Source organism: Paenibacillus sp. CAU 1782 (assembly GCF_054551715.1).
Map to the genome: position 1 here is coordinate 124,497 of NZ_JBTOLL010000002.1, position 23,273 is coordinate 147,769.

Here is a 23,273-nt window from a genome sequence, read left to right on the forward strand (position 1 = left end):
TGAGGCTTGAGGTTTGAGGTTTGAGGCTTGGTTAGATTTTTAGGTTATTAGATTGTTAGCTTTTATCCTGAAGGCTGGCTGAGCTTGATTGGTTGTTGGTTGTTGGTTGTTGGTTGTTGGTTGTTGCTTGTTGGTTTACCCTGCGCTTCATGTATTGACAGCGGCAATAATTTCGGTCAGAATATAATCAAGTTTAAATAGTCAAGTTTGATTATTGGAGGTAGAGTCCGTATGGCTCGTTTAATGGTGCTTGGTCTTCTGAAAAGGAAACCGATGCATGGCTATGAAATGCAGCAAGCGCTCCAGCAAAGCAAAGCGGATCAATGGGCAGACATTCTTCCAGGCTCTATCTACTATGCGCTTAAACAGATGCAAAAGGAAGGATTTGTCCAGGTAAGGGCCCATGAATCCACGGGACACCGCACCAAAGCAGTCTATGAAATAACAGAAGCCGGCGTGGAAGAATTCCATAACCTTCTGAAGGAAGCTTGGAGCCTTTCGGAGCTATCTCTCCCTACGACGCTATATACAGCCTTGTCTTTTGTAGATGAGCTGCCTTTGGAGAATGTGCTGGAGGCAATTGCAAACCAAATCTCTGCTCTGGAGAACAAGCTTGCCGACTGGGACACCGGAGAGAGCATCAAAACAGAGCAAACCAATATGCCCGGTTTTGTTAAAGCATTATTCAACAACGGCAAGCAGCACATTCACACCGATCTGGAGCTGCTGCGTCACCTGCAAGAGCAGCTTCCCCAGTGGCTGTCGGCAGCACAGTCCCAGCGACAATGATGGTCACGACAGCACAGCCCCAGCGGCAATGATGGTAAGAGCAGCACCGTCCCGAGTCAAGCCTTAGTAAACGGCGCATGAAAGCGTCAACCCCGTTTCGGATTTCCTCATCGGACATTTCCTCATGGGCACTAAGGTATTGCACCAAATCAGCACGGGTAGCCCCTAATAATGCATACATGGTGAAGGCTACTTCAGTTTGAGGGATGATTTGCGCCAGCATCGACTTCAAAACTTCCTCAATATGCGCGAGGTGACGGCAATCCCCTAACTACTGTGCGATTCGACTGGTTTGACCCTTCGACACACGCTGCCGTCCTGCAAGGCATAGAGCGAATGTACCTTGTGCCTCCAACCGGCATATTAGAGTTCCACGTCGACTCCGGTGTGCCAAATGATTTCGCTGCCATGCTGGCGCGGGCCGACCAATTAATTGCAGACGGCTCGGAGGATTACGTAAGCGTCGATGTCAAAGCCGTCACTGGCATAGCTCCGATTAGATTCGCCGATTATGCAGCCGGCTTTTGGAGCCAGGCATAAACAGCGCATACCATGCCGAGATGCAGAAAAGCATCTCAGCGTGTATTCCAAACAGATAGCTGCATGCCTATTCCGTCCAAATAGTCAAACTTGACTATTTGATTATCAACCACCAGGAGGCACATGAGATGAATGCCAAAATAAAGCTGGATCATTTTGTTATCCATATTGATGAAGATAAGGAGAGGTTGGCGCTGCTGAAGCAGGATGCCGAACGACTAGGCTTTCCCTATCGTCCCGAGCGCGGAAAAGGCACGAGCAGCTTCAAGGTATCGAATATGTGGATAGGCGATCACTATTTTGAACTGGTTTGCCTGCGCAAACCACAAACCGATTGGCGCAAGGAATGGGAGGCGCTTTACAACGAGGGCAAACGCGGCGTCTTTGGCCTAATGCTAATGACGGACAATTTGCAAGCTGTTAGGGAGGAATGGCTTGCAAATGGCATCCAGGCTTCACAGCCTGAACGGATCAGCTTCAAGCTGTTTGGCTTGATTCAAATCAGCATGCCGTGGCAAACGGTTTATGCGCCGCCGATTCCCGGCACGAATCTCACCATTGCCGTTTCCCAGATGGATTCCGAGCGGCAGTATCAGCAAATAAGGACACGCCGCATGAAACCCAATTCGGAGGAAAACGGGATTACCGGCATCGCCGAAACCATCGTCAGAAGTGATTTTTCGCCGGAGGCTTTACGCTACATAGAGCAGTTGTTCCCGGGCCGCAAAGCGGGCAGCCGGGAACGCACGATCTCTCTTGACGACTCGACGCTGCGTTTTGAGCATGTCGCTTCCGTTAAGCAGGAGCTGCAAGTCGATCTGAACGCAACCTGCAATGCCGCTTCGCCAAACAAAGGAAGTTTCACCATTGCAAACGTTAGAGTTAGCCTATAGAACAACCAGGCCAGTTGCAACACGGATAGCAAACTCAAGCTTTCGTTCATGAGAGTAAAATTGCTAAGCAATCGTTCTTGGCACGGCGTGGAGCGGCGTGACCGACCTGCCGGAGCGACCGGACAATGCCTGTTCCAATACGGCAATAACCCGCTCCTGCTGATCAACGCTCATAGCCGAGCCCGACGGCAAGCAAAGCCCCGTGCGGAACAAATCCTCGCACACGGAGTTTTCCCCTTCCGTATGGGGGTAGAACAACGCCTCCGAAAACAAGGGTTGAAGATGAAGCGGCTTCCAGAGCGGCCTTGCTTCAATATTGGCCTCCTCCAGACGGAACAGCATATCATGAACCAATGCGGAGGCGTCTTCGCCCTCAAGCACCAGCGCCGTCAACCAACGGTTGGAGCGCGTGCCTTTTAGCTCCGGCATAAAGGAAACGCCGCTTATTCCGCCTAAAGCATCCTCATATCGGCTGAAGACAACACGCCTCGCGGCAACCCGCTGCTCGATCTGCTCCAGCTGCGCCCTGCCGATTCCCGCTAGCACGTTGCTCATGCGGTAATTATGGCCCATTACGCTATGCTGGTAATGGACGGCGGCGTCTCTGGCTTGCGTTGCCAGAAAACGGGCCTTTTTCAGCGAATCCACATCGTCCGAAACTAACATTCCGCCTCCGGAGGTGGTTATAATTTTGTTGCCGTTAAAGGAAAAAATACCGTATGCGCCAAATGTGCCGCTTTGCCGTCCCTGATAGGTGGAGCCCAGCGATTCCGCGGCATCCTCCACAACCGGCACGCCGTACCTATCGCAAATTTCCATCAACTCGTCCATTCGGGCCATACCACCGTATAGGTGCACAATAACGGCGGCCTTGGGCAGCTTGCCATGCACAGAAGCTTCCTGAAGCGCCCTCTCCAGCGCGGCGGGCGACATATTCCACGTATCCGGCTCCGAGTCGATAAAAAGAGGACGCGCTCCCAGATACAGGACCGGATTTGCGCTTGCGACAAACGTAAAGCTTGGACAAATGACCGTATCGCCGGGTCCAACGCCAAGCAGCGTCAACGCCAGATGAATCGCCGCCGTGCCTGAGCTTACCGCCGCAGCTCCTCTGGAGCCGGTATATGCGGAGAAGCTTTCCTCGAAAGCATCGATGTGGGGGCCAAGCGGCGCAATCCAATTTGTTGCAAAAGCTTCCGCGATATACCCCTGTTCGTTCCCGCTCATATGCGGCGGTGACAGATAAATCCGTTCATAAGCATGTTTTTGCAGCGCCATGTCCTCTTTACCCCTCCTGGCGGCTTGCCGTTCCCTCGAACAGCGGCATGCTAACATGGCCGCTGTGGCTGGTCCCGTCGCCGCTCCATACTTTTTTGACCGTTAAGCCTACAATTTTTAAATCCAGCAGAAGGCTGACGTTTTCCACATACCACAAATCCCGCTGAAAACGTTCCTCCCAGGTTACATCGTTGCGTCCGTTAACCTGCGCCCAGCCCGTAATCCCCGGCCTGACCAGATGGCGTCTTGCCTGCTCCTTGGAATAAAGCGGCAGATAGTCCATCAGAAGCGGCCTCGGGCCCACAAAGCTAAGTTCGCCCTTCAGCACATTCCACAGCTGCGGCAGCTCGTCCATGCTGCTCCTGCGAAGCAGCCGCCCGAAAGGCGTCATGCGCAGACCATCCGGCAGCAGCGCCCCCGATTCATCGCGCTCATCGGTCAAGCTGCGGAATTTGTACAAATAGAAGGGTTTTCCGTGCAAGCCGGGACGCTGCTGCCTGAACAAAACGGGCGACCCCAGCTTCAGCTTGACCAGCAGACCAACCGCTCCCATCAGCGGCAGCAGAAGAAGCAGAAGAAGCGCAGCTCCCGTCGCGTCCAAAAATCGTTTAAGCATGATGAACCAATCTCCTTAGCCATAAAATGAATGATAAAAATTACAGTAGCCGCATTCTTGCCGCTGCGTTGATATTTAGGCGCACGCATTTAGTCGCATTGAGGGCGCCTATATGAATTCGCCGTCTTAGCGAGGCAGCAGCTTCCGCATTTTGGCGATCATATCGGGACCGACGACCCGGCTGACGCTGCGCTTGAGCTGGCTTCTGAACCGGACATGCGCGGGGAGCCAGGATTGCGAAAAATGATGAATGGTATAGCTGTTATCGCTCAGATAATGTCCGCCGTTAACGGGATCGAATGGACTAAAATAGGTCCGGGGATAAAATACGACGCCCGAAGGCAAGCTCTGCTGATGGCCGTTGAGAACCAGTCCGCTGCGCGTGCATATCTCGGAAATAACCGCCGTGTTGGTACGCATGTCGTAGCTCCCGTCCTCCTTAACGAAAGGACGGCCTTTGTAATCATCCAGCAGCTCCTTGATCCAGGGATGCTCTGGCGCGGCGCCCATCGTGCCGGACTGCAGGAAACGCTCGTCCTCAAAGCCCGAAAACGCGGAATGCTTCAGCAAATCATCCAGCGGCCGCAGCGCCTCCACATCGGTATCCAGGTAAACGCCTCCGTAACGATAGAGCGCATGAAGCCTGGCATAATCGCTGACAAAAGCAAATTTCCTCGCTTCGTACGCCTCGCGGACATAACGGCTGATGGAGATATCGAAATTGCTTTCGTTCCATTCCATCCAGGTATAGCCGCTCAGGTGCTTCCGCCAGCTTGCCATGCATTTGACGACCTTTTTGGGCTTATCAGCCCCTCCAAACCAGCAATAATGGATGATTTTGGGGATGGGATCGCCACCCACTTCCATTTTGCCCTGTTTTTCACCATGCGCGCTTTCCACGCTGCTCCCCCCTTTTTGTCAAAATGGCCACTTGAGATAATCGCTGCCGTATCTGATGTTCAGCATGATTTCATTTTCATAAAAGAAATAAAGGAAATATAATACGATGATGGCAAAGTAGATAAGCGGCCTATCCTTTTTCCGAAACAGCTTGATCAACCAGCTCATCAGCAGGATGTGGTACAGCGTAAAATAAATGCCCAGCCTGGCGATAATCCAGTTTTGGGTCGAAATAAACAGCAGCACGCCGCCAACAATGGCCAAGTTGACAAAAATATCGCCTTTGGGATATAGCTCCCGCAATTTCTCTCTGCCCAGAAACGCCACAAACAACGGAACAAGATACACGACCACCCGGATATAGTTGGCTCCGCCTTCCTGAAAATCTTCGTAATGGCCGTATTGCGAATCTTTGATTAGCGAAAACATCATGCTCGAAAAATGGTTAAACCCCATCACCATAACAATGGCCAGTCCCAGCATAATAAGCGTGGTCAAGGTCCATGCCCTGCGTCGAACCAGAAAATAAATCGGGATCATAATGAGCGCGCTCTGGTGAAAAACGGATGCCAGCAGGACAATGCCCATGTATTGCTTCCACTTGCCCTCCAGAAGCGCATGGGTCGCCGTAAATACAATCGCCGCCGCCAAATATTGCCGCACGCCGTTCATGGATACGATAAACGCGCCCGTTGCGATATACAGAAACAAACTGATTTCGATCATTCTGGAATAATGGTAAAAAACGATAACGATCAGCATGTTCGTTATAGCCGCCGTCGTTAAAATAAGAATCTGCGGATCATCCGAAAACTGCTGCAGCAGCATCTGGAACAAATTAAAGCCAATATCGCTTTTTTGCAGGATCGCGGACCAGGTAAATTCATCCACCCGATAGCTGTGCATGTAAAAATAGGTGTCCCCGATATTGTTGCGCAGCCCGGCCACCGTCATCAGACACAACGCCGCCAGCACGACATACAGCTTGTTCGGCTTAACTCCCGTCGGCCATGACGCGCTGGATACGGAAACGTATCTGGCCATCAATGCCGTAACGAAACAAAGGGCAAGCGTTGCCCAAAGCATTTGCACTTCCGTCCTTCTCCTTCCTCGCTATGTCCTCGTTTTCATAACCGTCATACGACGGGTTGTCGTAATAAACAGATAGAGCAGAATGCCTGAGGGAACAGCCAGTATAGTCGCCCACTTGCATGGGGACTGGGCCAGAAACCTTTTGTTGCGGAGCATCAGGCTGCTGGATACATAATGGGACGCTTCCCGCAGCTTGTCCTTCAGCGTTGGAGCATACTGCATAGCCGTTTTGCGAAAAAAGGAGAAACCCTGCGGATTCCGCTTGTATTGATTAATAATGTTCATGCTGGACCCGTCCTGCCGGTACTCCACAATGCAGACGACCTCATCCATGATGAGTACGGGAAGCTGCTGATCCACCAGGATGTATTTGTAGGAAAGAGGACAATACTTTTCGCCGCTGAAGAGCGGATAAGGCGGTGTCGCCGTAATAATGTCGGTGCGGTAAATCAGCTTTTTGTCGCCTCTGACGCCATGCCGCACGAACAAATCCGTTTGGGGCGAGCTCTTGAGGTTGATGGGCAGCCTGGTTCCGATCACTTCGCCATCCGGGAACGCATCCAGCGCAATGATGCCCGCGTATTGACTCCCGCCGTATTGCCGCCAAAATCCAATGATTTTTTCTACCGCGTCATCCGTCATGTAATCATCGGAATCGATGCAGACATTTAGCTCCGAATCCATGTGCTCGTACGCTTTGTTGTGGGCGCCGTGCATCCCCTGATTTTCCTGGTAGACATAGGTAATGGGCACTTGCTCCTCCCGAATCCATCCCTCTACAAGCTCCTTGGTATTGTCCGTGGAGCCGTCATCCACAATCAGCCATACAAAATCCCTGCTGGTCTGCCGCTTCAGGCTTTCATAACAGAGATGAAGCGTATAAGCCCGGTTATAGGTCGGCGTAAAAACCGTCAATGTCGGCGTCATAAAGCCGTTGTCCCTCCTTTTAAGCTCAGAATGCCCTCAACAGTGCGGTAATCACCGCGTTGCGGCAAGCCCGTTTATCCCGCTGCAATGAACAGCCCGTTGCTTTTCCCGTATCTTCAGTCGCTCGAAGGAGACGCGATTCAGCGTCCCGCTACTGTGGCGGGCGGCGTTTCTGCTGCAGCAAAGGGCTGAATGAGGGGATCGGCCTCCGTTTTGGGCAAGATCGCCCCCTCCGCAGCCAGCCGCCGATACAATTGCTCCAGCCGCAACGCCTGCTGCCCGCAATCATAACCTTGCGACTTTATGGCCGCATGGGTATCGGTTCTATCCGTTGCCATGCTGGCGATTTGCCTGCCCCATTCCGATATCGGCGCTTCTAGCGGAATGAAGACGACATTGCCCGTCAAATCAGCCTCTTCCGTGATGGCGTCTGATACGACGCAGCGCAATCCCGCGGCTTGCGCCTCCACCAGCGCCAGCGGCAAACCCTCGTAGCGCGAGGGCATAAGAAACAGATCCATCCCCTGAAGCAAACGGCTAATATCGTTCCTTATGCCCAAAAAAACAACATTGCTGGAGATCCCCAGCTTTTCGGCCAGCCTCATGGCGCTGGCTTTTAGCGGGCCGTCTCCCGCAAGCACCAGCAGCGCTTCCCCGTTTTCCGCCAGCACCTCGCGGAAAACATGCAGCAGGAAAACATGGTTTTTCTGCCGGCAAAACCGGCCGACATGCCCCAGCACAAGACGTTTTCCCGCATTCAGCTCGCGCCGCACATCCAGGCGGACATCATCATTCCGAACATAATCCCCCAGGTCCACGGCATTGGGAAGCACCACCGGATTTCCCCTGCCGCTTTTCTCTCGTCCGTACAGCCAATCTCCCGCTCTGGCGGAGCAAGCCATGGGAATTGCGGGCTGTGATCGCAGCACCGTCCTGGCATATAGCCGGAACGGCAGCTTGTAATCCCATTCCAGATCGCTCATGTGGCTATGGGCAATCAGTCCGGTCACGCCGGCCTCCCGGGCCGCTTTCAGCACAAAGGCGCTATTTTCATTCAGGTGGGCATGAACAATTCCGTATTCCCGATGTTCCTCAAAAAAAGCGCGCAACGCCGCAAAATAAGACCTGTAGCTGCCTGGCCGGATAGCGGGCATCACATAACGCCTGCCCCCCAGCGCAGCAATTTCATCGTCATAACTACCCTTTTCCGCCCTGTTAACCATGAAATCAAATTGAATGCCGCTCCTTGCCAGCTGGCGGTAATAGTTCATAAGCATCGTTTCCAGTCCCCCGCGATTCATCGAGGTGACCACTTGCAGAATTCGGATTGTCTCCATGGCGACGCCCCTTCCGCTTTGGCCTGGTCCGCATAAATTCCGCTCCGTACAGGAGAAGAAGCAGCGGAGCGGCTAGCCTCCTTCTGGCTATGGCAAAAAACAGTCTCCATACGGCGGCGGAGTGGCTGCTGTCAAAAGCTCTCAGCGCTTCCGCCGTTGCGGGGGCGGATAAAATCTCCTTCAGTTCCCTGATTTTCCCCAGCGAATTGGCGGGATTCTTCCGGCTAATTATGTTTAGGCCCAGCCCCAGCACATTCATGGCAATGCGGTTTTGAAGCGCCTCCCGGAAGGGCACGCTCCGCGGCAGCGCTGCCGCTTCCGTCTCCAGCAAGGCGTATTGCCGACGGAATTTCTCCGGCAGTTCCTCCCTGTAGCCGGTTGTGATAGAACCCGCGTTAACCCGCCAGTAATGATAGTAACAGCGGTCAAGAAACAGGAAACGGTTTGCCCGCCTGAAGGCCGCAACATTAAACAAGGAATCCTCATTGCTGCCGATTTCCCGCAGACTGGTGAAAGCAATCCCCTCGCGCTGAATCAGCGAGCTCCTGTACAGCTTGTTCCAAACCGTTCCCCAAGCATCCAGATGCTCCGGGCTTGACGTCTCTGCGCCGATTGGCCCGATTAGCCTTCGCGTAACTTCATGCTGAAGCTGCTCGCCGCGCAGAAACGTTTTGTGGTCGAGCGGAAACGCCTTGGCTTTGCTATGGCTGCCGAATTCCCTGACATAAGCGCACATCACGATATCGGCATCATTTTTGACGGCTTCTCCATACATCGCTTCGTACATGACGGAGTCGGCCCAATCATCTGGATCCGCAAAACCGATATAGGAGCCGCTGCAATGAGCCAGTCCCAGGTTTCGCGCAGCCGCTACGCCTGCATTGGGACTTGAAATCAACTGAAGCCTGTTGTCGCTCTCCGCCCGGCTTGCCGCAATGGCGGCGCTGGCATCCGTTGAACCATCGTCAACGGCGATGATCTCCAGCTCCTTCAAGCTTTGACCCAGCAGGCTGTCCAGGCAGCGGGCCAAATATGGCTCCATATTATAGATAGGCACGACGATACTGACTTTCGGCTTTGGCTTCATCCCCGGCCTCCGATAGTAAGGATTGATAAATGGTTGTCAGTTCCTCCTGCACCCGGGAGAGACTATAATTTCCCGCCCGCTCCGCCCCGAGCTGCCCCATCTTGCGCCGCGAATCCTTGAAGGCGAACAATAAATGAAGGCGGCTGGCGAACACCTCTGCATCCTCCGGAGGTACCAGAAAGCCGTTGTGGCCTTCCTGTACCAGCTCGGCATGACCGCGATTGCGGGTCGCAACGACGGGCAGTCCGCACGCCATCGCTTCCATAATGTTGACCGGCAGCCCTTCGCGAAGGCTGGAGGCCACAGCCACATCCGCTATTGGAAGCAGCGTCCTCATATCCTTGCGGTAACCGAGAAAATCCACCTTGTCCAAAATGCCCAGCTTTTCGGCCAGCGCCATGCATTCCTCAAGACGGCTCCCCTCGCCGGCCAGCAGCAGACGCGCTTGCGGCACCTTGTGCGTAAGCTTTGACAAGGCGTGGAGCAGCAAATCGTGGTTTTTGTTCAGGTTAAATTCAGCGGCGTAAATCAATAGAAAATCATCATCGCTGTAGCGGTAATGCTTTCTCCAATGCCCCTTCGTTATGCTGTCCGCAGGGGCATAATGGCCAGTGTGAACGCCAACGCCGGGCACATGCCTGATTTGCCCCGCCCGAAATCCGCCCCATTGGGCCCGGTTGTAGTCTTCGTTATTGATGGTAATCAGGCAATCCGTCAGCTTTGCCAAATATTTCTCCACGGGATAATACAGCAGCCAGTTGGCCAGAGGAGCTCCCTTGTGAAAATGGAAGCCATGCGCCGTGTACACCACCTTGGTTCCATGCCGCCTTGCTCCCCGCGCCGCCAGCCTGGCCAATGCGCCGGCTGTCGGGGTGTGGCAATGAATAAGATCGTATTTCTCCCGGTGAATTAAATCTTGTAACTGGCGGTAGGCCTTCAGGTTGCTGCGGTGCAGAGGAGAACGCGAAAATGGCACGTTAAACTTGACATCCACAAACGGCAGCTCCAATTCGCCGCGGGCTGCAATATGCACCTCCCACCCGTTCTGCTGGAACCATTCCAGCGTAGGCAAGTGGAACGCGCGAAAATGATAGTCCACGGTTGCGCAAAACAATACCTTTTTGCTCATGGCGATCGTTGCCCCCCTTCCAGAGGTTGCTAAAAAAGTCCACCTTTTTTTGAACACGCATGTTACTTTCGCGCGGCTTCCTTCTCCAGCGTTTCCGTCAAATAAGCCAACAGCTCATAGCGCAGCTCTTCGCGCTGCAGCGCAAATTGAATGGTGGTTTGGATAAAGCCCATTTTTTCACCCACGTCGTGGCGTTTTCCCTGGAATTCGTAAGCAAATACCGCCCGTTTGGCATTCAGCGCCGCTATGGCATCCGTCAACTGAATTTCTCCGCCGGAGCCCGGCGTCTGGTTTTCTAGAATTTGAAAGATTTCGGGGGTCAAAATATAACGCCCCATAATGGCCATATTGGACGGCGCCTCGCTCAGCTTCGGCTTTTCAACCAAGTGGTTGATCCGATGGAAGGAAGGCTCCAGCTCCATTCCGTCGACGATTCCATAACGCGACACAGCTTCGTCCGGCACCTGCTGCACTCCGATTACGGAGGAGCCGTATTGACCGAATTTCCCCATCATTTGCTTCAGGCAAGGCTCCTCTGCGGAAATAATGTCGTCGCCAAGCAGCACGGCAAACGGCTCATTCCCGATAAATTTGCGCGCGCACCAGATGGCATGCCCCAATCCTTTCGGCTCCTTCTGCCGAATATAGTGAATATCAACCATATCCGACGACTTGCGCACCTCCTCCAGCAGATCGAACTTGCTTTTGGCGGTCAGAATATGCTCCAGTTCCATCGAATTGTCAAAATGATCCTCGATCGCCCGCTTCCCTTTTCCCGTTACGATGATAATGTCTTCTATGCCGGAGGCGATTGCTTCCTCGACAATATATTGAATGGTCGGTTTATCGACGATGGGCAGCATTTCCTTGGGCATCGCTTTGGTTGCCGGCAGGAAGCGGGTTCCGAGCCCCGCTGCGGGTATAATCGCTTTTCTTACTTTCATATCATCCATCTCCTTTCATTCGGTTTTAAACTGTTGCCAGTTTGGCAGATTCGGCTGGCACAACGTGATTGGCCAGATCCAGCAGCCTTACCTTGAGCTCGGCGCCGTTCATGCCGGGAAATTCATCGATCATTCGTTCAATTTCTTCAAAATAAATGTGTTCCGCCTTGCCGATATAAATTTTGGGATATACTTGCTGCTCCGCCGTTTCGCTGTCTTTGAGCATTTCCTCAAACAGCTTTTCGCCGGGCCTTATCCCCGTATATTCAATGCCGATTTCTTCAACGGAATACCCCGACATCGTGATAACGTTTCTGGCCAGCTCGGTAATATTGACGGGGTCTCCCATGTCCAGCACAAAAACTTCTCCGCCTCTTGCCAGCGCACCCGCTTGAATAACCAGTCTGGAGGCTTCCGGTATGGTCATAAAATAACGAACCATGTCGGGATGCGTAACCGTGACGGGACCGCCCTTGGCGATTTGCTTCTGGAATAGGGGAATGACGCTGCCCCGGCTTCCCAGCACATTGCCGAAACGAACCGCCACGAATTTGGTGGCGCTTATCCGGTCCATATGCTGGATAATCATCTCCGCTACGCGCTTGGTCGCGCCCATCACGGAGGTGGGATTGACGGCTTTATCGGTAGAGATCATTACAAACGTCTCCACCTTCGCACGGCTGGCTGCCCTGGCGGTGTTCAGCGTGCCCAGCACATTGTTTTTGAATGCCTCCTCGGGATTGCGCTCCATCAACGGCACATGCTTGTGCGCCGCGGCATGGTAAACCACATGAGGACGGTGCGCCGCCATGACCGCCGCCATTTTTTCGCCGTCCTGCAGATCGGCGATTTCCGTGTAAAATTTGATGCTGGAATCGCGGTACATTTCCTTTAGTTCCATCTCAATGGCATAGATGCTGTTTTCGCCATGGCCCAGCAGCACCAGCTTTTCCGGCAAAAACCGCGAAATCTGGCGGCATACCTCGGAGCCGATGGAGCCGCCCGCTCCTGTCACCAGCACGACCTTTTGAGTGACATATCCCGAAATGCTTTCGATATCCAGCTCGACCGGCTCGCGGCCCAGCAAATCCTCAACCTGAACATCGCGGAACTTGGCCACGGAGATACGCCCTGTCGCCAAATCCTCCAGCATGGGAATAATCTGCGTTTTGGCTCGTGTCCGGGCGCATTCGGTATAGATGTTATACAGCTGTTTTTTTGTTAAGGATGGAATGGCAATAACAATATTATCGATTTTCAGCTCGCCTGCCGTTGCCGCAATATCCTGCATGCCTCCAACAACGGGAATGCCCATAATATCCAGCCGCTGTTTTCCGGGATCGTCATCGACAAAACCAACCGGATACAGCTCGCTGTCGGGATTGCCCATCAGCTGCCTGGCCAGCATTGTGCCCGCGGAGCCCGCTCCAACAATGAGCGTGCGCTTCCTTCTGCCACCGCTGCGATTGAAGCCGCCGCGGATGAGCCGCCAGATCAGGCGCGACCCTCCGATCAGAAGCATATGGATGACCCAAGCCGCAAACAGAAGACGAGGTTCGAGGCGCTGAAGAATGGCCCACTGAATGACCCCCGCCGCCACAAATGAAAGTCCTACCGCTTTGGCAATCATGACCAGCTCGCCTATGCTGGCATACTCCCATGCTTTCCTGTACAGCTTGTATCTGAAAAAAAACAAATGATGGCATAAAAGCAGCAGCGGCGTTATGATGTACAGCGTTCCTGCATCGACAAAAAATCCTCTCTGGAAGGCTCCGCCTTCCTTATTCATAGCGGTCAGCCACGCAGGCCCTTCCCCTGAGCCAGGAGCAACGACCCAGGCCGCCAGACCAACGGCAAACAGCACAATGAACGAATCAAGCAGGACGAGCAGAAACATTCTTCGTCGATAAGTCATTCCAACCATCCTTTCATTAACTAACCCCAAAGAACAATAGTTCTTTATAAAGAACAATTACATCCAAAAAACTTCCGTTCACCCCGCCTTGCCTACTACGCATGTCCACCCTTCTTCTATGGATTGCTTGAGCAAATGGCTTTTTGAACATTGAACTATTCTGAAAATCATGACGGTTTGAAGCAATACGTCCTCATGGTAATCCATTTTCATCTAGCGTTTTTTTTGTTAAGCACCGCGCCTACGATATTGGCTCCCGCAAAGGTAAGCGCCTGTTTGGCTTCCAGCGCTTTGCCGTGCGTCGTAGAGCCGCAGCGGAGCAGCAGCACAACTCCGTCGCTTTTGCCCGCCAGACAGTTCGTGTCAGGCGAAGACAAGACGGCCGGGCTATCAATAATGACCCGGTCATAGGTCGCCGCTGCCAGAGCCATCAATGCATTCATGGCAGGAGAATCCAGCAAATCGGCAGTGCCTGCCCCGGCGGAGCCGCAAGTCAGCAGATCAAGGCCTTCCACTTCCGTACGCCGCACGGCTTCGGGGAGGCTTAATTGCTCACTGACTACGCTGGCAAGCCCCGGCGACATTTGCGTGCCGAAAATTTTGTGCAGAACGGGATTGCGAAAATTTGCGTCAATGAGCAGCACTTGCTCGCCGCGCTGCGCCATGCTAATGGCAAGATTAATCGCTACAGTGGATTTGCCGTCGCCTTCCTCCGGGGATGTAACTAGCAGAGAAGTGATGGCATTGCCTTCGGATGCGTATTGAATGTTATTGCGAATCGCACGGAATTGCTGCGAAATATGATGCGATGGATTGAGATATGCAATCAAGCTGCGGTTAACGACCTTTTTGGCCGCTTTTGTCCGTTCACGAACCAAATGTCTCACTCCTTACCATGCTTGGCTTCGACTTTTTGGCGCCGGAATCGCTGTGACGCCGTTTGATAACAGATACCTGCCCCAGCATATTAAGTCCTAGTCTGTTCTCAATATCGTTTTCGCTCCGAATGGATTCATCCAGGGAATGAAGCAGGAAGGATAAGCTGATGCTCAGGATAAGCCCCGTCAAAAACGCGATATAGATGATTGTATTGCTTTTGGAATTGATAGGGACCGGCTCCGGCTGGGCCGGCGTCAGCAGTCGGATGCTTTGAAGGCTGAGCGTATCCGCAGCAACCTTCCGGTATGTTTCAACAGTGGCATTGGCAATATCCGCGGCTCGCTCCGGGTCGCTATCCATCACGCTGACAACGGTAATCAGCGATGAATCTACACTGTTAACCCCGATTTGCGATCTTAACTGGGCTGGCGTTGTGTTCAAGTCCAGTTTTTGAATGACCTCGTTGAGTACGATCGGTTCTCTGACCAGTGCGCGCACCGTTGACATCATCTCACTGCTCGCGGCAATAATAATGCGGGTCGAAGAGGCATACACCTGCGGCTCGGGACGGGAATTATACAGAATCCCCAGCGCTGTCAGTATTCCGGTGATCAAAATAATCAGCCAGACCCTTTTGCGAATCGTCAGAAATACTTCTCTAAGATTGATTTCCTTCTCCGTTTCTTTTAACGAAACGGTTCTGCTACGTTTGGTTTCCATTCCTACACCCACTTATAATGTTAGTTATAGTGAACACTAACACAATAGTAGTTCTTTATATAGAACATGTCAATAGCTCAATGGTCAATATGCAAAATAATAATGTTCGACGACTTCTTTTTTCCGGAACCTTCAGGTGTGGCGCTTTTCCGTTCTTCCCGCCATTTATTTGAGGTCACAAGCTCTTTGAGCGCGCGAAAATCCCCTTTGCTCATGCCTTCGTCTACGGCATCGCGTATCATGGAATGCCATTCCTCGTCCAGCACATCCTCCACCCATACTTTTGGCGTCAAGTCTTCGCCTAGCAAATATTCAATATTGCTGTCCAGGTGGAAAGCGATTTTGGCCAATACCTGCAGAGAAGGATTGTTCTGCACATTCCGCTCGATATAGCTCAAATATGATTTTGAAACGCCTGCCAGCTCCGCAAGCTTGGTAATGGAGTAACCCTTCTTTTCTCTCAGCGCTTTAATCCGTTCCCCAATCATAAGATTCTCCTTCAGTCAGATTAGATCCGTACGATTGTTGCATAAAACAGCGTTGAACAGGAGTCTATAACGGACAATATCTTTATTGTAGTTCTTTAAAGAGAATAGGTCAATACTTTACAGCCTCCCAATTTACACTTTATCCAACGTTTTAGCCCCTTTTACCCCGCTATTCCCAGACTTTTTCAGCCTTTTTTCTGTAGAAACGCATTTCATCGCATTCACTATAACGAACAATCGTGCAAAATACACCCTCCAATTCAAGCCATGCTGTTTCTTCAGAATTTCTTTAGAAAGACATCGATAGGTTCTTCTTGAAAGAACATTGGACTTCGTTCGCCTTAATGCTTTAAATTAGGAAAAAAAACCGGTCGAGAATGCATCTCGCCGGCTTGTTGTTAATATTATTCCAGACTGAACAGCGTAGTCATGGACACTTGTAAATCTTTGAAAACGATAGATTGAATTGTTTCCTGCTCCGTATATAGATGACGCACTTGGTAACTGCCATCCCGCAACGCATATACATGAACCGTTCGATTCCCAGGATCAACAATCCAATATTCCTGAACCCCGTACTTCTGATATAAGTTGAACTTTTCATTAAAGTCCTTTAGTGCGGTTGATGGCGACAACACTTCAATGATTATGTTTGGCGCACCATGACAGCCGTTTTTGGATATTTGGTCCTTAGAACAAACGACAGAAAGATCGGGCTGCGTGATGTGATCAGGTGCCATGTAATCTTCACTTTCGCTGAAGTACACATCAAATGGAGCAACGAACACATAACAACTCCGATTCTGTAAAAATGTTCTCAGAGCATAATGCAGCTCGCCAACAATAAATTGATGCAACGAGGTCGGGGCAGGCGATATATTATACGCTTTACCGTTAATTAACTCCCACGCTCCATCCCAGGTCAGCCAATCTTGATAGGTGTGGATTTTCTCCTCATCCGGATTTGACACGATGTTCGACCCCCTTCTGATTGTAAGTATCCTATGCTCTAAATTTATCATGATCCAGCGGATCGTTGCTATTTTTGCACATTCATTACGATGCTGGTCGTTACGTACTTCATAAACTCAGCCAGCATTGAATCCATGCAGTTATAAAATCTCATTGACTTTTATTATTAAGTTACTATCTATAAGTTATCCCATATATGAATGAAATGAGCTGCTTCTGCCTTTAAAGATAAAATCATATCTGTTTGGTTATGCTGCGAAGTAACAGGATAAAGGGTTGATTTTTTAATATTAAGGACGCTGTTTGTTGCATTGGGAATTTGCTCAGATCTAGTAGCTGCTGATAAAAGTGTCAATGTGGGCATAGCAGTACGTTTTTCTAATTTTTCAGATGTACCTTTAAAATATAGTTTAATTAAGTGAGGCTGACCATTTATAATTAGGCCAAGTTCAGGAGTAGCTCTCACGGCTAGTTCTCCGGACGACCAAAATGCTTTTCCTGGATCAAACCATTCAATTTCCTTGTTTCTAACAAACCTTTTGTACTGTTTTATTGCTTCTGTATATTGATTAGTCTTTCTATGATGAACATTGTTTAGAAGCTGATCTAAGTACGATAGATCCTTGTTTTCTTCATGTATCTTCTTAATTGCTCCTCTTAATTCTCGCCAATAGTCAAATGCAGGATGATATACACCTTGGGTTTTAATCTTTCTAACTGCGTTCACCTTAGATGGTCCCTGCTTTAAAGTAAAATCAATGAATTGAGTTAGACTTATGCTGACTTCTGACAAGATAAGCACCTCACTCATTTTTATTAATGGTTTATCAACGAATATTTGGCCTACCAAATCCTTCCATATGAGTCCACATTAACAAACATACGTTCCTATGTAAAGCGCGACATATTTTCTTTCAAACTTACGTTCCAGATGATTTCAATTGAGTTGTAAAGACGTAATAGTCCCCTGTATCAACGAAGGCTGAACTTCAAGCATGATGACGGTTTGTTTGCATTTACCTTACATTGGCCGTTTCAAACATCTCCCCCTTATCCATCCAATAACTTGTAATCATATTGGGCATCACCTCAGAAAAAATCACCTCGAAACAAACAAGGACGCCCTACCCGGGATATTCCCGGCGGGCGTCCTTGTTTCGCCATTGATTTAGCTAATCAGCTTAAGCAGAGTTGTCAGGCGGTATTTGTCAAATACGACTGTTGCGGATTCCATTGGGATGTCCCATAGGCATTCATCCAGGCTGCACTCAATGGGCACCTCGATATTGATTCGGGCAAGCGACCGGGATAAATGAAGCATGTCCATATCTGCTTCGATTTTGGCCTTTACGCTTTTGGGCAAATGCTCCAAATTGCTTAATATGCCGTCGATGGATTCATATTCGGTCAGCAGCTTTAAGGCCGTTTTTTCACCAATGCCTTTAACTCCGGGGTAATTGTCGCTTGTATCTCCGGTAAGACCTTTCATCTCGATAACCTGGAATGGCTGGATGCCTTTATCCGTTCTGAGCAGTTCCAAATCATACACCGCATAATTGGATCTGCCCTTCTTCATAATGACGACATGAATGCGTTCGTCCACCAGTTGCAGCATGTCCTGATCCCCGGTAAGAATATAGACATGTCCAAGCTCGCTGAATTGGCGGGAAACCGTTCCGATACAATCGTCGGCTTCATAACCCGCAAGACCAATATTGGGAATTTGCATGGCAGCCACAATATCTTTGACCAGGCTGAACTGAGGAATCAAATCCTCCGGCGCTTCGGGCCGGTTAGCTTTGTAATTTGGATACAAATCGCTTCTGAACGTTTTGCTTCCCATATCCCAGCAGCATAATACATGCGTTGGCTGAAATGTATTCACCGCATCAAAAAGGTACTGCAAAAAGCCGTAAATGGCATTGGTAGGCGTACCGTCATCGATTCGTCTGGAGCTGTAGGATTGAGCAAAGTAGGCTCTGAATAAAAGCGCCATCCCGTCTACAACCAATATTTTGTTACTGTTCATCCACGACTCGTCCCCTCTGTAAAAATACATAAGCGGCATTCCATGCCGGAAATGCCGCTGGCTTCCTCATTGTACCACACGTTACCCGGCAATAAAGGCTCCAATTCGTTCCGCCGCTTCCAGCAGCCGTTCCTCATCTTCAACAAGAGCGATGCGGACATAACCTTTGCCCTCTTCACCAAAAGCCTCGCCGGGAATAACGACAACGCCCGCCTTCTTCAGCATTTCCTGGGAAATGGTTCTGGAGTCCCAATCGCGGCCCCATTTCATCTCCGGAAGTTTTGCCCACAGGAACATGGTCGCTTTGGGAAGCTCGATCTCCCATCCTGCGCGGCGCAACGCCTCCACAAACATATTTCTTCGGCGTTCGTACAGCTTGCCGGCCCGTTCGTATCCGGTGTTGTCCATTGCCTCCTGAAGCGCAACGATCCCGGCTTCCTGAACGGGATAAAAAGCTCCGTAATCGATATTCGCCTTTAATTCCCGCAGAGCTCCAACCGCTTCCCGATTGCCTGCCAAAAAGCCGATCCGGCAACCCGCCATATTAAAGCTTTTGGACAACGAGTGAAATTCCACCGCGTTTTGGAATGCGCCCTCCACCTGCAGGATGCTGGGTGGAACCACGCCGTCAAAACCCATCTCGGAATAAGCCAAATCCTGTACAATGAGTACATCATACGTCTTTGCTTTGTTCAGCAATCTGCGGAAGAAATCCAGATCGGCGACGGCAGAAAGCGGATTATTAGGGTAATTGACAATTATAAATTTAGCGCTTCGCCAGACGTCTTCGCTTATGGCGTCCAAATCCGGCAGGAAACCATTTTCGGCCCTCAATGGCATCAAAACCGGCTTTACGCCAGCCAGCGCAAGCGATGCCGCATAGATCGGGTAACCGGGATCCGGCAGCAGCGCGATATCGCCGGAATCGCAGATCGCCATCGCAAGATGGGCAAGTCCGTCTTGGGAACCCAACAGCGTCACCATTTCAGCAGCGGGATCGCATACTACCCCGAAGCGGTGGTCCATCCATCGCGCCGCGGCTTCCTTAAACGGCATATCGCTTTTGACAGCGGGGTACATATAGTTGTCTAGCTTCAAAGCCGCTTCAGCCAATGCTTTGCGCACGGCTTCTGTCGGAGGTTTGTCGGGACTGCCGATGCCAAGATCGATTACATCCAGACCGTTCGCCAGCGCCTCGCGCTTCCACTCAGTAACCTCGGAAAAAATGGACGAGCCCAGCTCGCCCAAACGTTTGGAACGCCATCTCCCTGCGGAATGAATGCCGTCATGCATCGGCTTCATCACTTCCCCAGATCTCGGTATATTGCTCTTCCTTATAACCGACAGTGACGCTTCTGCCATCTGTAGCTATGGGACGTTTGATTAACATGCCGTGGGCGGACAGCAGCTCCAGCTTTTCGCCATGGCTCATGCCGGCCAGCTTGTCCTTAAGTCCCAATTCCCGGTACACTTCTCCGGAGGTGTTAAACAGCTTTTTGATATCCAGCCCCGACAGCGTCAGCAGATCCTGCAGCTCCGCCGCCGTTGGAGTCTCCTCGACGATATGTCTTGTCGTCACCTCGTACCCTTTTGCCTTGAGCGATTTAACAGCCGCCCTGCATGTGCTGCAAGGGGGATATTGTATAACTGTAATGGTTTTTGCCATATTTGTTTCTCCTCTCTTGCCGCTATTGCGCAGAATGCCCTGGAAGCCTTATTTCCGCCTTATTCATACCTTATTGATACCTTATTTCCCATGATGCCGAAGCTGCTCTTCAAGAGAGCGAAGCTCGTGAGGCAAAGGCGCGTGGAATTCCATTTTTTCACCCGTTAAAGGATGAAAGAAGCCAAGTATGGCCGCATGAAGCGCCTGGCGGTTGACGCTTATTTCCCAGGCAGCAACTTGATTGGTTTCCGACCCATACATTTTGTCGCCGATTAACGGACAACCCAGATGCTTCATATGTACGCGAATCTGATGCGTCCGTCCCGTTTCAAGCTTTAGCTTGACCAGCGTCGCCGCCGTTTCGCCCGGCCCTCCATCAAAATGTTCAACGGCTTCATACCGGGTAACCGAAGGATAACCCGTTGGCGTGACAATGCGGATATGAGGAGACTCCGGGTCCCGGTCGATAGGTTCGTCCACCGTGCCAGCGGACTCCGGCGGAGTGCCGTAGACATAAGCGAGGTAACGCTTGTCCACTTCTCCCCGCTGCATTTGCTCCGACAGTTGTTGATGCACGTAACCCGTTTTGGCAATCGCCACCACGCCGGACGTTTCCTCATCCAGCCGATGGACGGGGCGAAAACGCACCTTCTCCCCGCGCTGAAGCCAATGATAAACGACGCCGTTGGCCAGCGTTTCCGTATAATGGCCATGCGTGGGATGAACAACAACGCCAGCAGGTTTGTTGAGAATAAGCAGGTCCTCATCCTCAAACAAAATATCCAGCGCCATTTCCTGAGGCAAAATATCGTCCGATTGCTCCCTCTCCATACGCACCCGGATTATATCGCCCTCCGAAACCTTCGCTGTTGTATAAACCCTCTGTTCATTGAGGGTTAAGCCATGCTCGGTCAGCTTCACCTGAGAAAGCAGCTTGCGCGAAACGCCAAGCCTCCGTTCCAGAACGGTGCGTACTTCCTTTCCCGCATCCTGCTCACTTACAGTAACAGTCAACGGTTTATAATAACGAAGCTGTAGCTCAGCCTCCGTTGCTTGCACATGCTTGCTCGATTCTTGCACATGTTCCTTCATTTCGGCTTTACTCCTGCTCCTTGTCTTGCTCTGTCTCTCCGGCAGTCGACGCCGTATCATTTTCGCCGCTTTTTTTTCTGCGGGAGCGAAATACTTCCCCGCTCCTTATGTATTCCGTATCCTGCAAACCGAGCTTAGCGTTAGCCACTCGCGCCGCGGCAAAGAAGTAGTCGGACAGACGGTTCAAATAAATGGCGGCATCCCCATTAATGGCATGCTGCGCCGCCAGCGTTATGACCCTGCGCTCCGCTCTGCGGCAGACGGTCCGGCAGACGTGGAGATGGGAAGACACAACGCCTCCGCCCGGCAATATAAATCTGGTGATCTCCGGCGCCTCCGTGAGCAGCACATCAATCCATGCCTCCAGCCTTAATGCCGGTTCGCCAGTCATCTTGAACGGGTGGCCCTCCCGCGCGTAAGCAAGGTCGGAGCCGCAATCGAACAACTCCTGCTGAATATCCATCAGCTGTCCCGCAATCGTCTCCAGCTCTTTATGTTTGGCCGCTTCCGCCGCCGCAAGGCCAACAAAGCTGTTTAACTCGTCAATCGTGCCATAAGCCTCGACGCGAACATCATCTTTGCGGACTCTGCCTCCGATCAGAGAGGTTTGTCCTTTATCGCCCGTTTTTGTATACAACCGCATCCTTCAGGCCTCCTTCTTAATGGGGGTATCACAGCAACAGCAGGGTGGAATTGATTCCCCCCTGCTGGCCGCTGCTTGCTCTATTCAAGGCGCAGATTCTGCGCAACAGTTGTTTCGTTTATCCCTGTTTCAGCTTGTGCACAAAACCGCCGATACGGTCCAGCGCTTCCGTCAGCTGAGTAACAGAGGTTGCATAGGAGCAGCGCAGGAACCCTTCCCCGCCCAAGCCAAACACCTGACCCGGAACAGCGGCTACTCCCGCTTCCTCAAGCAACCGCTGGGCAAATGTTTCACTGTTCAAGCCGGTGGACGCGATAGACGGAAACGCATAAAACGCCCCCTGCGGCTCATGGCATTCCAGGCCGATATCGCGGAAGCCCTTTACAACCAGGCGTCTGCGCTGATTGTAGGACTCCACCATTTTGTCCTTCTCCTCCAGGCCGTTTCTGAGCGCCTCGAGTGCGGCATATTGCGCCATAACAGGAGCGCACATGATAGTGTATTGATGAATTTTGAGCATGGCCGAGATCAGCTCGGGATGTCCGCACATGTAGCCCAAACGCCATCCCGTCATGGCAAAAGCTTTGGAGAAGCCGCTGACCAGAATCGTCCGGTCCTTCATGCCAGGTACGGCTGCAAAGCTGACATGTTTGCTGCCGTAAGTCAGCTCCGCATAAATTTCATCAGAGATAACGATCAAATCATGCTCTTCAACCACTTTGGCGATCGGCAGCCAATCCTCATACGTCATGATGCCGCCGGTAGGATTGCTTGGATAACATAGAATAAGCACTTTGGATTTTGGCGTAATGCTATTTTTCAAAGCTTCCGCCGTCAGCTTGAACTGATTGTCAGCCGACGTTTCAATCCCTACGGCGACGCCGCCGCTTAGAGCGGTTATTGGAGAATAGGAAATATAACAAGGCTCGGGTATCAAAATTTCATCGCCAGGCATAATAAGCGCCCGCAGCGCCAGATCAATCGCTTCGCTGCCGCCGACCGTTACGATGATTTCGCTGGCGGGATCATAGGCCACCTGGAACGAATCATCCAAATATTGCCCGATCGCTCCGCGCAGCTCCGGCATGCCGGCATTGGACGTATACTGAGTCTTGCCGGTTTCAAGTGCGTATACAGCCGCTTCGCGAACATGCCAAGGGGTTACAAAATCAGGCTCGCCAACCCCCAGCGTTATCACATCCTTGCGCGCGCTGACCAAATCAAAAAACCGGCGGATACCCGACGGCTGTATGCCCCTTACAAGCGGAGACAAGTAGTCGGACATATTTTGCCGTCGGCCGGTTCCTTCCGTTTCCTCTTTTATCATCGCCATCACC

The 23,273-nt window shown here is 51.4% G+C and carries 24 protein-coding genes; 3 read left to right on the plus strand and 21 right to left on the minus strand.

What is annotated here, in order from left to right:
- The first annotated feature begins 231 nt into the window (after positions 1-231).
- The 3 genes from ACX93W_RS09580 to ACX93W_RS09590 all read left to right on the plus strand — a co-directional run bounded on the left by ACX93W_RS09580 (position 232) and on the right by ACX93W_RS09590 (position 2,222).
- Positions 232-789, plus strand: coding sequence for a PadR family transcriptional regulator (locus ACX93W_RS09580; protein ID WP_459392141.1), 558 nt, complete (start codon positions 232-234; stop codon positions 787-789).
- Between the two features lie 336 nt (positions 790-1,125).
- Positions 1,126-1,329, plus strand: coding sequence for a hypothetical protein (locus ACX93W_RS09585; RefSeq protein WP_459392142.1), 204 nt, complete (start codon positions 1,126-1,128; stop codon positions 1,327-1,329).
- A gap of 128 nt (positions 1,330-1,457) precedes the next feature.
- A complete protein-coding gene (locus ACX93W_RS09590; protein ID WP_459392143.1) occupies positions 1,458-2,222 on the plus strand; it encodes a VOC family protein in 765 nt (254 codons plus the stop codon).
- A 63-nt stretch (positions 2,223-2,285) separates the two neighbouring features.
- Here the strand turns inward: ACX93W_RS09590 and ACX93W_RS09595 are convergent, their stop codons facing one another.
- The 21 genes from ACX93W_RS09595 to ACX93W_RS09695 all read right to left on the minus strand — a co-directional run bounded on the left by ACX93W_RS09595 (position 2,286) and on the right by ACX93W_RS09695 (position 23,263).
- Positions 2,286-3,500 (minus strand): aminotransferase class I/II-fold pyridoxal phosphate-dependent enzyme, encoded by a 1,215-nt coding sequence (locus ACX93W_RS09595; RefSeq protein WP_459392144.1) that lies wholly within the window; start codon positions 3,498-3,500, stop codon positions 2,286-2,288.
- 7 nt (positions 3,501-3,507) lie between these two features.
- Positions 3,508-4,116: a sugar transferase gene (locus ACX93W_RS09600; protein WP_459392145.1), complete on the minus strand. Its 609-nt coding sequence runs from the start codon at positions 4,114-4,116 to the stop codon at positions 3,508-3,510.
- A gap of 126 nt (positions 4,117-4,242) precedes the next feature.
- On the minus strand, positions 4,243-5,016 hold the full coding sequence (locus tag ACX93W_RS09605) for a glycosyltransferase family 32 protein (RefSeq protein WP_459392146.1): 774 nt from the start codon (positions 5,014-5,016) through the stop codon (positions 4,243-4,245).
- Between the two features lie 18 nt (positions 5,017-5,034).
- Entirely contained in the window at positions 5,035-6,108 is a 1,074-nt protein-coding gene (locus ACX93W_RS09610) for an EpsG family protein (RefSeq protein WP_459392147.1), read from the minus strand.
- Between the two features lie 21 nt (positions 6,109-6,129).
- Entirely contained in the window at positions 6,130-7,035 is a 906-nt protein-coding gene (locus tag ACX93W_RS09615; RefSeq protein ID WP_459392148.1) for a glycosyltransferase family 2 protein, read from the minus strand.
- A 140-nt stretch (positions 7,036-7,175) separates the two neighbouring features.
- Complete coding sequence (locus ACX93W_RS09620) at positions 7,176-8,372, minus strand: glycosyltransferase family 1 protein (RefSeq protein WP_459392149.1); 1,197 nt, start codon at positions 8,370-8,372, stop codon at positions 7,176-7,178.
- On the minus strand, positions 8,263-9,459 hold the full coding sequence (locus ACX93W_RS09625; protein WP_459392150.1) for a glycosyltransferase: 1,197 nt from the start codon (positions 9,457-9,459) through the stop codon (positions 8,263-8,265). Before ACX93W_RS09625 ends, ACX93W_RS09620 begins: the two co-directional genes overlap by 110 nt.
- Positions 9,416-10,588: a glycosyltransferase family 4 protein gene (locus tag ACX93W_RS09630; RefSeq protein WP_459392151.1), complete on the minus strand. Its 1,173-nt coding sequence runs from the start codon at positions 10,586-10,588 to the stop codon at positions 9,416-9,418. The genes ACX93W_RS09625 and ACX93W_RS09630 overlap by 44 nt, the downstream gene beginning before the upstream one ends.
- A gap of 62 nt (positions 10,589-10,650) precedes the next feature.
- Complete coding sequence (galU, locus tag ACX93W_RS09635) at positions 10,651-11,532, minus strand: UTP--glucose-1-phosphate uridylyltransferase GalU (RefSeq protein ID WP_459392152.1); 882 nt, start codon at positions 11,530-11,532, stop codon at positions 10,651-10,653.
- A 25-nt stretch (positions 11,533-11,557) separates the two neighbouring features.
- A complete protein-coding gene (locus tag ACX93W_RS09640) occupies positions 11,558-13,447 on the minus strand; it encodes a polysaccharide biosynthesis protein (RefSeq protein ID WP_459392153.1) in 1,890 nt (629 codons plus the stop codon).
- Between the two features lie 209 nt (positions 13,448-13,656).
- Positions 13,657-14,325 carry a CpsD/CapB family tyrosine-protein kinase gene (locus ACX93W_RS09645; RefSeq protein WP_459392154.1) on the minus strand — a complete coding sequence of 223 codons (669 nt, stop codon included), beginning with the start codon at positions 14,323-14,325 and terminating at the stop codon, positions 13,657-13,659.
- Positions 14,315-15,046, minus strand: a complete 732-nt coding sequence (locus ACX93W_RS09650; protein WP_459392155.1) for a YveK family protein — start codon at positions 15,044-15,046, stop codon at positions 14,315-14,317. The genes ACX93W_RS09645 and ACX93W_RS09650 overlap by 11 nt, the downstream gene beginning before the upstream one ends.
- A 77-nt stretch (positions 15,047-15,123) precedes the next feature.
- Entirely contained in the window at positions 15,124-15,534 is a 411-nt protein-coding gene (locus ACX93W_RS09655) for a helix-turn-helix domain-containing protein (protein ID WP_459392156.1), read from the minus strand.
- A 404-nt stretch (positions 15,535-15,938) separates the two neighbouring features.
- Positions 15,939-16,505: a Uma2 family endonuclease gene (locus ACX93W_RS09660; protein WP_459392157.1), complete on the minus strand. Its 567-nt coding sequence runs from the start codon at positions 16,503-16,505 to the stop codon at positions 15,939-15,941.
- Positions 16,506-16,684: 179 nt separating this feature from the next.
- A complete protein-coding gene (locus ACX93W_RS09665) occupies positions 16,685-17,299 on the minus strand; it encodes a hypothetical protein (protein ID WP_459392158.1) in 615 nt (204 codons plus the stop codon).
- A 375-nt stretch (positions 17,300-17,674) separates the two neighbouring features.
- Positions 17,675-18,535, minus strand: coding sequence for a 5'-3' exonuclease (locus ACX93W_RS09670; protein ID WP_459392159.1), 861 nt, complete (start codon positions 18,533-18,535; stop codon positions 17,675-17,677).
- An 81-nt stretch (positions 18,536-18,616) separates the two neighbouring features.
- Positions 18,617-19,837, minus strand: coding sequence for an aminotransferase class I/II-fold pyridoxal phosphate-dependent enzyme (locus ACX93W_RS09675; protein WP_459392160.1), 1,221 nt, complete (start codon positions 19,835-19,837; stop codon positions 18,617-18,619).
- Entirely contained in the window at positions 19,821-20,201 is a 381-nt protein-coding gene (locus tag ACX93W_RS09680; protein WP_459392161.1) for an arsenate reductase family protein, read from the minus strand. The genes ACX93W_RS09675 and ACX93W_RS09680 overlap by 17 nt, the downstream gene beginning before the upstream one ends.
- Before the next feature lie 81 nt (positions 20,202-20,282).
- Complete coding sequence (locus tag ACX93W_RS09685) at positions 20,283-21,293, minus strand: RluA family pseudouridine synthase (RefSeq protein WP_459392162.1); 1,011 nt, start codon at positions 21,291-21,293, stop codon at positions 20,283-20,285.
- A gap of 7 nt (positions 21,294-21,300) precedes the next feature.
- Entirely contained in the window at positions 21,301-21,936 is a 636-nt protein-coding gene (locus ACX93W_RS09690) for a cob(I)yrinic acid a,c-diamide adenosyltransferase (protein ID WP_459392163.1), read from the minus strand.
- A gap of 118 nt (positions 21,937-22,054) precedes the next feature.
- The gene (locus tag ACX93W_RS09695) at positions 22,055-23,263 is read right to left on the minus strand and encodes an aminotransferase class I/II-fold pyridoxal phosphate-dependent enzyme (RefSeq protein ID WP_459392164.1); all 1,209 of its coding nucleotides are present in this window, start codon (positions 23,261-23,263) and stop codon (positions 22,055-22,057) included.
- Between the last annotated feature and the right edge of the window lie 10 nt (positions 23,264-23,273).